The sequence below is a fragment of the Owariibacterium komagatae genome (assembly GCF_045865535.1).
GTDB lineage: Bacteria > Bacillota > Clostridia > Oscillospirales > Ruminococcaceae > Ruthenibacterium > Ruthenibacterium komagatae.
In genome coordinates this window covers 1,867,837-1,880,489 of record NZ_AP031406.1, presented here as the reverse complement: position 1 = coordinate 1,880,489, position 12,653 = coordinate 1,867,837, and the positions used below count along the sequence as shown (strand labels likewise).

Annotated in this window: 9 protein-coding genes and 2 pseudogenes; 9 read left to right on the top strand and 2 right to left on the bottom strand. The window is 49.5% G+C overall.

What is annotated here, in order from left to right; genetic code table 11:
• Window positions 1-72: 72 nt before the first annotated feature.
• Together ACKTS9_RS09255 and ACKTS9_RS09250 are read right to left on the bottom strand one after the other, a co-directional pair.
• A complete protein-coding gene (locus tag ACKTS9_RS09255) occupies window positions 73-1,020 on the bottom strand; it encodes an alpha/beta hydrolase (protein WP_118700269.1) in 948 nt (315 codons plus the stop codon).
• Window positions 1,021-1,170: 150 nt separating this feature from the next.
• On the bottom strand, window positions 1,171-2,157 hold the full coding sequence (locus tag ACKTS9_RS09250) for an alpha/beta hydrolase (protein WP_407880350.1): 987 nt from the start codon (window positions 2,155-2,157) through the stop codon (window positions 1,171-1,173).
• A 254-nt stretch (window positions 2,158-2,411) separates the two neighbouring features.
• Between ACKTS9_RS09250 and ACKTS9_RS09245 the strand changes: the two genes are divergently transcribed.
• From ACKTS9_RS09245 to ACKTS9_RS09205, 9 genes and pseudogenes are all read left to right on the top strand, one after another.
• Window positions 2,412-2,954 carry a TetR/AcrR family transcriptional regulator gene (locus tag ACKTS9_RS09245; RefSeq protein WP_204889897.1) on the top strand — a complete coding sequence of 181 codons (543 nt, stop codon included), beginning with the start codon at window positions 2,412-2,414 and terminating at the stop codon, window positions 2,952-2,954.
• A 23-nt stretch (window positions 2,955-2,977) separates the two neighbouring features.
• A complete protein-coding gene (locus ACKTS9_RS09240; RefSeq protein WP_178670520.1) occupies window positions 2,978-3,817 on the top strand; it encodes a patatin family protein in 840 nt (279 codons plus the stop codon).
• A gap of 413 nt (window positions 3,818-4,230) precedes the next feature.
• A pseudogene (locus ACKTS9_RS09235) lies at window positions 4,231-5,781 on the top strand (recombinase family protein); the annotation flags it as partial.
• Window positions 5,782-5,871: 90 nt separating this feature from the next.
• Window positions 5,872-5,955: pseudogene (locus ACKTS9_RS09230) on the top strand (Maff2 family mobile element protein); the annotation flags it as partial.
• Window positions 5,956-5,971: 16 nt separating this feature from the next.
• Window positions 5,972-6,841, top strand: coding sequence for a VirB6/TrbL-like conjugal transfer protein, CD1112 family (locus tag ACKTS9_RS09225; RefSeq protein WP_009270786.1), 870 nt, complete (start codon window positions 5,972-5,974; stop codon window positions 6,839-6,841).
• Between the two features lie 21 nt (window positions 6,842-6,862).
• A complete protein-coding gene (locus tag ACKTS9_RS09220; protein ID WP_009270784.1) occupies window positions 6,863-7,270 on the top strand; it encodes a PrgI family protein in 408 nt (135 codons plus the stop codon).
• Window positions 7,167-9,647 carry a VirB4-like conjugal transfer ATPase, CD1110 family gene (locus tag ACKTS9_RS09215; RefSeq protein WP_407880346.1) on the top strand — a complete coding sequence of 827 codons (2,481 nt, stop codon included), beginning with the start codon at window positions 7,167-7,169 and terminating at the stop codon, window positions 9,645-9,647. The genes ACKTS9_RS09220 and ACKTS9_RS09215 overlap by 104 nt, the downstream gene beginning before the upstream one ends.
• Window positions 9,644-10,594: a DNA-methyltransferase gene (locus ACKTS9_RS09210; protein WP_204712963.1), complete on the top strand. Its 951-nt coding sequence runs from the start codon at window positions 9,644-9,646 to the stop codon at window positions 10,592-10,594. The genes ACKTS9_RS09215 and ACKTS9_RS09210 overlap by 4 nt, the downstream gene beginning before the upstream one ends.
• A 38-nt stretch (window positions 10,595-10,632) precedes the next feature.
• Window positions 10,633-12,633, top strand: coding sequence for a CHAP domain-containing protein (locus tag ACKTS9_RS09205; protein ID WP_407882100.1), 2,001 nt, complete (start codon window positions 10,633-10,635; stop codon window positions 12,631-12,633).
• Window positions 12,634-12,653: the final 20 nt, after the last annotated feature.

Here is a 12,653-nt window from a genome sequence, read left to right as displayed (position 1 = left end):
GCTATGTTAAAAGACCAGAGGTTATTGTTTAACGCATTTGTTCAAAAACAATATGTTGAAACTTTATGCTTTTCAAAAGTACCTTTCACAGTATTCAAGGGACAGTTCTAAAAACTGCTTCAGCATATCGAGGTCACGGTACATACCGTGATTGCAGTTGGGAAATTCAAAATAATCATACTCTACACCGTTATCCTCTAATGCAGAAACCAATTTGTACTTTAACTCTCTCGGTACGAGATGGTCTTTCAGCCCATATCCCAGTAATGTGGGAACAGAGTTTTCATTTACCAGCCTTGCGGGAGAAATCATATCGACATACTTCTCATATTCGCCGCTTTTGATAATTTCCTCTGTAATATTTACGCCTGTCATCATAGAAAGGAATTCCGCGTCAGTATCGAGCTTGTTGACCTTTTTTAGTATATCCCAATCGCTTGGTTCAAAGTCAGCAGGTGCGGCAAGTTGAAACACAAATTTTACAGGAACAACAGAGGTTTCGGCACAGGTGTAGGCATAATTCATTGCAAGCGTTCCGCCTGCGGAAACACCGCAGGTTGCCATACCATCAAGGGTATAACCGAGTTCTTTGCACTTTTCGTTGATTGCGTTCACACATTCTTTGATTTCTGTGTTCATTCTCACAAGGCTTGCGTCCTCTTGAACAGTTTGAAGAGAGTAGTCAAGTGAAGCTGCAATATACCCCTTTGAAGCGTAATATTTGCACCAAACTTCTCCGTCCTCTTTTGCACCGGAATTAAAACTACCGCCGTGGATAAAAAGAATAAGCTGCTGTGCGTTTCCTATATCAAGGTTTGCGGGAACATACAAATCGTATTTATGTCCGTAATCATTTTCATAGTTTAAGTCGTTGTAAATCGTCCCTACGGTATCGTCCCATTTGACCTGCATCAGCTTCATAGGTGCAGAGCCGAGCATATTTACTCTGATTAAAGCACTGACGGTAAACACGATAACGAACAGTATACTCCAAAGTGTTATTTTTGTTCTTTTCTTCATACCGCCACCACCTTATATCAAATTGTCGAGCAATAATTCCCCGACAACTATGCCAAGTATGGCGGCAATGATTATTACGGCAATGGTTATGCCAATATTGATGAATACTTTCTTTCTTTTCTTGTCCATACAATGTTCACGCTTTCATTATTATTTCACAGGCATATATTTATCAAGATATTCTTCCATCTTTTGATTATACAGATGAAATTCTTTGTTATCGTTTTGCAAGCCGTGTCCGGAGTGCTCGCAAACGATATATTCGTGCGGCACATTATGTTCCGTCAAAGCCTTTTCAAGACGAACAGACGCTTCAAAGGACTGTACTTTGTCGTGTTTGCCGTAAGCCAGAACAGACGGAACGGTGTTTTCATCAATCCACAAAAGTGCAGAAATATCCTTGATTGCTTCATCGTATTCCGGTGTGCCGAACATATCCGATGTAATTTCTTTTCCTGCCATAACGCTGAACAGACCTGCCGCCGCTTCTTTACTTTCCTCTGTATTTTGATTCAAGCCGTAACAACCCCAGTCCTCCGGATAAAAGCTGGACGGACCGACTGCACCAAACACCATCCTCACAGGAACAGGGGAAGTTTCTGCGTCTCTGTACCCATAAAGCATAGCAAGGCAATGGCCTGCTGAACCGCCGCCGATGGACATTTCATCAATATAATAGCCGAGCTTTTCCGCTTCCGCAATGACTATGGGCATACTCTCTTTAATTTCCATCGACTGAGAATAAACGCTTGCTTCCGGATGTGCTTCGTCACGCAGGGTATAGTTGATGCCTGCCGCCACATAGCCTTTATAACACAGCCATTTTAGTATTTGTTCGTCGCCGGATTTGTCGCCCGCAGTAAAACCACCGGCATGAAGATAAACTACAAGACCATAGTTTTCTTTTGTGTTGTCCGCAGGAACATAGAGGTCAAATTTGTTGGCATCTTTTTCACCATAGGGAATATCCTTATAAACCGTGCCGACTAAATCGTTCCATTCAGCCGTGAAGTCCTTCGTCCAAGACGGCTGAACAAACTTGCTTGCGATGCCTATCCCTACTGCGGCGAGAAACACGCCGATATAAATAAACGCCCACATAATCTTTCTACCTTTCTTTTGTTTTGTTTTTATCATAGGATATTACCTCCGAACATCGTACCGCCCAGTAAGAAATTCAAAAATCCCCTTACCGCCAATCTGCCGAGAACAATGCCGACAATGATGATTATCGCTAAAATTATGAGCCGTTTTTGAATGAGTGTCATTTTTCTATTCCTCCTTTGTTTATTGACTTTGCACAATTTTTGTGATATTATTTCGATGGTACACTTGTATCGCCGTTGCAATTATATCTGAACTTTTTATTGCAGTCAATGGGAGGAGAGAAAATGATACAAAAGTCAAAAAATGTATCACCGATGAGCAATGAAGGTAGAAACGCCTATGTGATTGAACATATAAATGAAGCACTTTTCGGTCTGCTTAAAGAAAAATCCCTTAATGAAATTTCCATAAGTGAGATATGCGAAACTGCCGGTGTCGGAAGAATGTCCTTTTACCGTAATTACGAAAACAAAGAGGATGTAATAAAAAAACAACTCCTGCAACTGATACAGGAGTGGGAAAAGGATTATGAGGGTAAAAATGACCCAACCTATTTTTCCGAAAGCCTATTGCGACATTACTATAAGCACAAAGACTTTTATCTGCTTCTTTACAATCAGGGCTTATCCAATATGATTCTCGAAACACTCCGAGTTTCAGTCAAGCTCGAGGAAGCGAATAACAATTTGGAAAGATACGCAAAATCAATGATAGCTGGAATGATTTGGGGATGGATTGACGAATGGATGCGTCAGGGTATGCCCGAAACGCCGGAGGAAATTGTTTTGCTTACCGCCCAACTTAATAAAGAGCAGCCAAAACAATAATCAAAATATGTGAGGAAACCATTATGAAAATCGGATTGGTATTAGAAGGCGGTGCTATGCGTGGAATGTTCACCGCCGGTGTCTTAGACACATTTCTTGATAATGACATCAAGATGGATTCCGTGGTCGGTGTTTCCGCCGGAGCATTGTTCGGTGTAAACTATCTGTCAGGACAAAAAGGCAGAGTAATCCGCTATAACAAGAGGTTTAACAAAGACAAAAACTATATGGGATTTCGCCCCTTGCTTCGTGAGGGTAATATTGTCAGCACAAAATATGCCTACGAAGATGTTCCGAAAACCCTTGACCCCTTTGATGATGAAGCGTACAAAAAGTCCAATATTCCTTTTTATGCTGTGGTTACAAATGTTGCTACCGGAAACCCGGAATACATACAAATAGACAGCGTATTTGAACAGATGGACACTTTAAGAGCGTCCGGCTCTATGCCCTTTGTTTCAAAGCCTGTGGCAATCGGTGACAAGAAATACCTTGACGGAGGAATTGCTGACAGTATTCCTTTTGAATGGCTTTCCGGTCAAGGTTGCGACAAGCTGATTGTAGTTCTTACTCGTGACATGGAATACCGAAAGAGACCGATGTCTCCGATCTTAGTTAAGTTGTACGGACGAAAATACCCCAAAATTGCGGAGAGATTATTACAGCGTCACAATAACTATAATCGTGCCGTGGAAGAATTGAGAAAATGGGAAGCCGGTGGAAAAGCTATGGTGATTCGTCCGTCAAGCCCTATTGAAATCGGGAGAATTGAGAAAAATCCTGATAAGCTGCAAGCGGTATATGAGCTTGGAGTAAAAGACGGCAATGCCAATCTGCAAAAAATTAAAGACTTTATAAAATAAAATCGGAGGTTCCTTATTGCCCTCTTTGAGGAACAAGCTGATAGCACAAGGAAAATACACGGAAGTTGTTGATGAGCTTATGATAAAGATACGGAAATAGCACCGTAACGGTACAATACGCAAAACAGAGGGGGTAAGGTACAAACACCCTGCCCCTCAAAGTATAGGCTCTAAAGACGGCGTAACCAATGGCTGCACCGTCCAAAACAATCAATATTTAATTCAATTACAAGAGCGACCTTGGGGCACCTTCCTTACGGAGGGTGCCCCTACAACAGCCTTTTGACACGCCTATTCAACCAGCGGCGACTTTGAGAAATCAAGGCCGCCGCTTTCATTTTCTTTATGCCTTTATTCGGACAACAACGATTAAATTCATAAAGTGTGTTTTCTGTGTAATCCTCCCTTGACAAATCTCTTTCCAGCGTGATATGCTGGAAAAATACTGCGAAAAGCAGGGATGGGAGGTTGTGGCAGTCTATCAGGACGATGGCTTCACAGGTCTTAATATGGAGCGTCCTGATTTACAGAGAATGTTGAGAGCCATTGAGCGCAGGCAAATCAACCTTGTCATCACGAAAGACCTCAGCCGACTGGGGCGTAACTATCTGCAAACCGGGCATTTGATTGAGGACTTTTTCCCAAGAAACGGTGTCCGCTATATCGCCATGAATGACGGTATCGACACCCTGCGGGATAACAACGATATTGCCCCGTTCAAGAATATCCTGAACGAGATGTACAGCAAGGATATTTCCAAGAAAGTCCATTCCTCTTATCTTCTGAAAGCGCAGAAAGGACAGTTTACCGGGTGTCTTGCCCCCTTTGGGTATCGGAAAGACCCAGAGGACAGAAACCATCTGCTCATTGACGAGGAAACCGCCCCGATTGTGCGGCTGATTTTCGGATATGCCCTGAACGGTCATGGTCCGAACTATATCCGCAGACGGCTGGAGGAAGAAAAAATCCCCTGCCCCACATGGTGGAACCGGGAACGGGGGCTTCGCAATACCCGCACCAAATGGGAAAAGAAAGACCCAGAAAACGGACGGTATATGTGGGACTTCTCCGTTATCAAAGACCTCTTGATGAATCCCGTCTACACCGGGGCGATTGCTTCCCAGAAAAAAGACTACCGTTTCAAAATCGGCACGATTGGAGAAAAGAAGCCGGAGGACTGGATTGTGGTGGAGGGACAGCATGAACCGCTGATTGACCGCATGAGCTTTGACATTGTGCAGAACAAGCTGAAATCCCGCCAGCGTCCGGGGCAGACCAATGAAATCAGCCTGTTTGCCGGACTGATAAAATGCGGCGAGTGTGGGAAGTCGCTGACGGTACGCTACACAAACGCAAAACATCCCCAGCAGATTTATTCCTGCAAGACCTACAATGCCTTTGGAAAGAACCACTGCACCCAGCACCGGATTGACTATGACACCCTTTACAGCCATGTGCTGCGGAAAATCCGGGAATGTGCCAGAGCTGCCCTGATGGACGGGAAAGCGGTTGCCGACCGCCTGACTAATACCTGTGAAGCCGAGCAGCGGGAACAGCGGGAAGCAATGGAACGCTCCCTTACAAGGGACGAGGAACGGATTGAGGTTCTGGATAAAATGGTCATGCGGCTTTATGAGGATATGATTGCAGGGCGTATCAGTGAGCAGAATTTCAACACCATGCTGGAAAAGACACAGACCGAGCAAGCGGAGCTTAAAGCAAAAGTGTCCGAGGGCAGAAAGCGGCTGTCCGATGAAGTCCAGCTTGCCAATGACGCAAAACAATGGGTGGAAGCCATTCAGGAATACGCCAATATCACAGAGCTGGACGCAGCCACCCTCAACCGCTTAATCAAAGAAATCGTCGTGCATGAGCGCATTGACGAAGATAAAACAAGACACATTTCTATCGAAATTCATTTTAATCTCAAACCCATCCCAGAGGTGGAACAGGTCACTGCCTGACCTGTCCCGCCGGGACGGTTCTCTTAAAAACACCATATAGATTTTTTGTACGCCGCCGCCCGCCATCGAGCAGAGTTTTACACCTAATTGGGGATAAAACAGCTTATGGCGGGCGGCGGTGTCGCCCTCGTCGGTATGCTGTTGGTGCCGCTTCTCTCCGGGCTTTTTTCATAAGCCGCGGAGGTAGCCTATGCAGAGCATACTTGACGCGATTAACGAATGGATAAAAGGTATTCTGATCGGAGCCATCAACGGTAATCTGTCAACTATGTTCGGGGACGTAAACGAGAAAGTAGGCACAATCGCAACGCAGGTAGGGCAAACCCCGCAAGGCTGGAACGCGAACATCTTTTCCATGATACAGACGCTATCGGAAAACGTCGTCGTACCGATTGCGGGGCTTGTCATTACCTATGTCCTATGCTATGAGCTAATCAGCATGGTAGTGGAAAAAAACAATATGCACGACGTTGACACCTTTATGTTTTTCAAATGGTTTTTCAAAGCGTTTGTGGCGGTATTCCTCGTAACGCACACCTTTGATATAACAATGGCGGTGTTCGACGTGGCGCAGCACGTTGTTTCCGGCGCGGCGGGGGTGATCGGCGGCGAAACTTCCATTGACGCCGCCGAAGCCCTCGCGTCCATGCAGGACGGGCTGGAAGCTATGGAAATCCCCGAATTGCTCCTGCTCGTTATGGAAACAAGCCTTGTCAGCCTATGTATGAAAATCATGTCGGTGCTGATAACGGTTATCCTCTACGGCAGAATGATAGAAATATACCTGTATTGCTCTGTTTCGCCTATCCCATTCGCAACCATGACAAACCGGGAATGGGGACAGATCGGGAACAACTACCTAAAAGGGCTGTTTGCCCTCGGTTTTCAAGGTTTCCTCATTATGATATGCGTCGGCATTTACGCCGTCCTTGTCAATGAAATGGTGGTAGCCGATAATCTGCACAGCGCGATTTTCTCACTTGCAGCCTATACGGTAATCCTCTGTTTCTCCCTGTTCAAATCCGGCGCACTTGCAAAATCCATATTCAACGCCCATTAAGGACAGAAAGGGGGTATTCGCTTGGCGTATGTTACCGTACCCAAAGACCTATCCAAAATCAAAACCAAAGTAGCATTTAACCTTACGAAACGGCAGATCGTTTGTCTGGGGGCGGCTCTCCTTGTGGGATTGCCGCTTTTCTTTTTGCTCAAAGGCAACGCGGGGACGACCCTTGCGGCTATGGCAATGATTGTCGTTATGCTGCCCTGTTTCCTCTTTGCCATGTATGAACGACACGGGCAGCCCCTTGAAGTTGTGGTAAAGAACATCATTCAGACAAAGTTTACCCGTCCAAAGGAACGCCCTTATCAGACGGAAAACTTCTATGCCGTCTTGGAACGGCAGCGAAAACTTGAAAAGGAGGTATCGGCTATTGTCAAAGGCACAGGCGCAAAAGGCGCGGGAAGCCGCCGCAGGAACAAAGCGTAAATTATCCCGCGCCGAACAGAAACAAATTGCCGCCCTTATAAGACAGGCAAAGGGCGACGGGAAAGCGCATACCGCGCAGCAGACCATTCCCTACTTGCAGATGTACCCGGACGGGATTTGCAGGATTACGGAAAAGAAATACAGCAAAAGCGTTGTGTTTGAGGATATTAACTATCAGCTTGCACAGGCGGACGACAAGACCGCTATCTTTGAAAATTGGTGCGACTTTCTGAATTACTTTGACGCTTCCGTTTCGGTGCAGCTCTCTTTCATCAATCAAGGGACGCAGCGCGGCGAAGCGGAAAAAGCTATCGACATTCCGGCGCAGGACGACGCTTTCAATTCCATTCGCGCCGAGTATTCGGATATGCTCAAAAACCAGCTTTCCAAAGGGAATAACGGGCTTGTGAAGCACAAATACATCACCTTTTCCATTGAAGCGGACAGCTTGGCGGCGGCAAAAGCCCGCCTTGCCCGTATCGAAACGGACATACTCAACAATTTTAAGGTGCTGGGCGTAGCCGCCCGCCCCATGACGGGCTATGACCGTTTGAAAGTGCTGCATGGGGTGTTCCACCCGGAGGGCGAGCCGTTTTCCTTTGACTGGGCTTGGCTTGCCCCGTCGGGGCTTTCTACCAAAGACTTTATTGCCCCGCCGTCGTTCCGTTTCGGAGAGGGGCGCACGTTCCGTATGGGGCGCAAGATCGGCGCGGTGTCGTTCTTACAGATACTTGCGCCGGAGCTGAACGACCGCATCTTGTCGGACATTCTCGACCTTGAAACGGGCGTGATTGTCAATCTCCATATCCGCAGTATCGACCAGAGCGAAGCCATTAAGACGATTAAGCGGAAAATCACAGACCTTGACAAGATGAAGATTGAGGAACAGAAGAAAGCCGTCCGTTCCGGCTATGACATGGATATTATTCCGTCCGACCTTGCCACCTTTGGCAGCGAAGCGAAAAATCTCTTGCAGGATTTACAGAGCCGGAATGAGCGAATGTTTCTTCTTACGTTCCTTGTGGTAAACATGGCAGACACAAAGCGGAAATTGGAAAATGAAGTATTTGCGGCGGCGGGTATTGCACAGAAACATAACTGCGCTTTGACCCGTCTTGACTACCAGCAGGAAGCGGGCTTGCTGTCGTGCGTCCCTATCGGGGAAAACCTCGTCCCCATTCAAAGGGGCTTGACGACAAGCAGCACCGCTATTTTTATTCCCTTTATCACGCAAGAGCTTTTTCAGACCGGGGAAGCCCTGTATTACGGGCTGAACGCTTTAAGCAACAACATGGTACTTTGCGACCGCAAGCAGCTTAAAAACCCGAATGGGCTGATCTTGGGAACGCCGGGAAGCGGTAAATCCTTTGCGGCAAAACGGGAAATGACAAACGCTTTCCTCATTACGGACGACGACATTATCATCTGCGACCCGGAAGCGGAGTATTTCTCCCTTGTGCAGCGTTTGGGCGGACAGGTAATCCGGCTTTCCCCGACGGGCAAGGGCATTGACGGGAAGCCGCAGTACGTCAACCCTATGGATATTAACCTCAATTACAGCGAGGACGACAGCCCCCTTGCGCTGAAATCCGACTTTATCCTCTCCCTCTGCGAGCTGGTGATCGGCGGCAAGGAGGGCTTGCAGCCCGTGGATAAGACGGTCATTGACCGGGCTGTACGGAACGTGTACCGCCCGTACCTTGCCGACCCCGACCCGGCAAAAATGCCTGTCTTGGGCGACCTCTACAACGAGCTTTTGCAGCAGCCGGAGCCGGAAGCGGCGCGGATTGCGGCGGCGTTGGAACTGTATGTTTCCGGCTCTCTGAACGTCTTTAACCACCGTACCAACGTGGAGCTTTCAAACCGCCTTGTCTGTTTTGATATTAAGCAGCTTGGGAAACAACTCAAAAAGTTAGGTATGCTCATTGTGCAAGACCAGGTATGGAACCGCGTTACCATCAACCGCGCCGAGAAAAAGGCGACGCGCTACTACATGGACGAGTTTCATTTGCTCTTGAAAGAGGAACAGACCGCAGCCTATTCCGTGGAAATCTGGAAGCGTTTTAGAAAGTGGGGCGGCATACCGACTGCCATTACACAGAACGTCAAAGACCTGTTATCCAGCCGCGAAGTCGAGAACATTTTTGAAAACAGCGATTTTGTCCTCATGCTCAACCAGGCGCAGGGCGACCGGGCTATCCTTGCAAAGCAGCTCAACATTTCCCCGCAGCAGATGAAGTACGTTACCCACACCGAAGCGGGCGAGGGGCTTATCTTCTACGGCAACGTGGTACTGCCCTTTGTAGACCGTTTTCCGAAAGACACCGAGCTTTACCGCGTAATGACGACGAAGCCGGAGGAAGTGGGCGACGCATGAAAACGGACGTAATCATCAACAGGGACGCCCTCTGCGCCCTGCGGGAGCTGCCCGATGAAAGCGTCCATTGTTGCGTTACCAGCCCGCCCTATTATGCCCTGCGGGACTACGGACTTGACGCGCAGATCGGGCGCGAGGACACGCCGGAGCAGTACATTGATCGGCTTGTCGCCGTATTCCATGAGCTGAAACGTGTATTGCGCCCGGACGGCACCTTTTGGCTGAATATCGCAGACACCTACTGCGGCACAGGCAGCAAAGGCGGCTACACCGACCCGAAAAATCCAAAGGGCAGGAACGGGCAGAGCCTTTCCCTTAACCGCCGCGCTCCGAACTGCAAGCAAAAGGATTTAATCGGTATTCCGTGGCTGTTGGCGTTTGCCCTGCGAGCGGACGGGTGGTATTTACGCAGCGACATCATTTGGCAGAAAGAAAACCCTATGCCCGAAAGCTGCAAAGACCGTCCGAGCCGTTGCTACGAACACATTTTCCTGCTTGCAAAGTCAAAGCAGTATTTCTATGACGCTGCCGCCATAGCCGAGCCGATAGCCCCCACGACGGCGGCGCGGTACAGGCAGGGACGCGCAGCCGGACACAAATACGCCGAGGAAGTCCCCGGACAGGGTAAAGTGCAAGGGATCAACAAAGCGAGGAAAGGCGGCTACTACGACGACGCGCTGATCCCCACCATGCGGAACAAGCGGGATATATGGCTGATTAACACCGTCCCTTACAAGGGCGGGCATTTTGCCGCGTTCCCGCCGAAGTTAGCGGAAACCTGTATTTTGGCGGGCTGTCCGAAAGGCGGCGTTGTGATAGACCCGTTTTTTGGAAGCGGCACTACGGGCAAGGCGGCAAAAGACCTTGACCGCCATTATATCGGCATTGAGATTAACATTGAGTATTGCGCCCTTGCGAGGGCGCGGATTGGAGGTGAAAGCACTTGAAAGACCCGATGAAGCCCCGCGACAAAATCACGCAGAAAATGAGCCGCGACGGGCTGACCGAGCAAAACCAGACCACGGGCGAAAGCGAGCTTATCAGCAAGCGCATACAGGACGCGGATTTTCAGAAAACGCCGGAGCAGCAAGCCGCACAGGACGCGGCGCAGCTTCAAGGGGCGGTTTCCCCGTCCTCTCCCTTGCCCCACGCGCCGGAGCATTTTTCAAAGCCGCAGGACGCAGCCGCCGAGCGTGTCATGGAGCATATCGGCGCGGGACAGACCCGGAAAGCGTCGAAAAAGGCTGTCCGGCGGGCGCAGGAAGCGGCAGCGTCAAAGGCGCAGCCGTCCCGTCTGCAATTTACCGACGAGGAACGGGCAACGCCGGAGCTGGAAAAGTACATCAAGAAATCGGACAAAGCCGCCGACCGTTTGGACGCAGCGCGGGCGGCACTTCCCCCAAAGAAGAAATCGCGGCTGCAATTTGACAAGCAGGAAACGCCGCCGAGCTTCGAGGGCAAGCGCAATCCCTTATCCCGCCCCGCGCAGGAAGCCGGGATTTTCGTCCATAACAAGATACATTCCGTGGAGAAAGACAATTCCGGCGTTGAGGGGGCGCACAAATCCGAGGAAGCCGCCGAGCGCATGGGAAAATACGGTGTCCGAAAGGTCAAAGAGGGCTACCGCAGCCACAAGCTGAAACCTTACCGCAAGGCGGCGCAAGCGGAAAAAGCGGCGGCAAAGGCAAACGCCAACTTTTACTATCACAAAGCCCTGCACGATAACCCGCAGCTTCGCAGCAACCCCCTTTCCCGTTTCATGCAGAAGCAGAAAATCAAGCGGGAATATGCAAAAGCGGCAAGGAAAGGCGGCGCAGCCACCGCGAAAAAAGCGGCGGAAAGCACCCGCAAGGCGGCAAAGAAAACCGCCGAGGAAACAAGGAAAGCCGCGCTCTTTGTGGCAAGGCACCCGGTAGGCGTACTGATTGCGATTGCCGCGCTGCTTTTGTTTATCATCATTTTTGCGGGGCTGTCCTCTTGCTCCTCTATGTTTTCCGGCGCAGTCAACGGCGTTGTGGGGACTTCCTACACGTCGGAGGACAGCGACCTTGTGGCGGTGGAAAACAACTACGCCGCTATGGAAAACGAGCTGCAAGCCGAGATTGACAACATCGAAAGCACCCACCCCGGCTACGATGAATACCGCTACGACCTCGACGCTATCGGGCATAACCCCCATGAATTAGCGTCCTATCTGACCGCGCTTTTGCAAAGCTACACCCCGCAGAGCGCACAGGCAGAAATCGAGCGTATCTTTGATATGCAATACACCCTCACGCTGACCGAGGAAGTGGAAGTACGCTACCGCACCGAAACGAGGACGGACAGCGAGGGCAACAGCTACACCGTAGAGGTACCGTATAACTACTATATCCTCAACGTCAAGCTGGAAACACGCCCGATCACGTCCCTTGCGCTGGAGCTGTTGAACGACGAGCAGCTTGAAATGTTTCGCGTTTATATGGAAACGAGCGGCAACAAGCCGCTTATTTTCGGCGGCGGCTCTCCCGACGGAAGCCCGTCCGAGGACATAAGCGGGGTGCAGTTCGTAAACGGTACCCGCCCCGGAAACACCGCCCTTGTAGACCTTGCAAAACAGCAAGTCGGCAACGTGGGCGGCTATCCCTATTGGAGCTGGTACGGCTTTAATTCCCGCGTGGAGTGGTGCGCCTGTTTTGTGAGCTGGTGCTACAATCAGGCGGGCGCAAGCGAGCCGCGCTTTTCCGGCTGTCAATCGCAGGGCGTCCCGTGGTTTCAATCGCGGGGACAATGGGGCGCGAGGGATTATGAGAATATCGCCCCCGGCGACGCTATCTTTTTCGATTGGGATTTAGACGGCAGCGCAGACCATGTAGGTATTGTGATCGGTACAGACGGAAGCCGCGTTTATACTGTCGAGGGAAATTCCGGCGACGCCTGTAAAATCAAGAGCTATGCCCTTACCTATGAATGTATCAAAGGGTATGGGCTGATGAATTGGGACTGACCCACCGAAGAAAGGAGAAT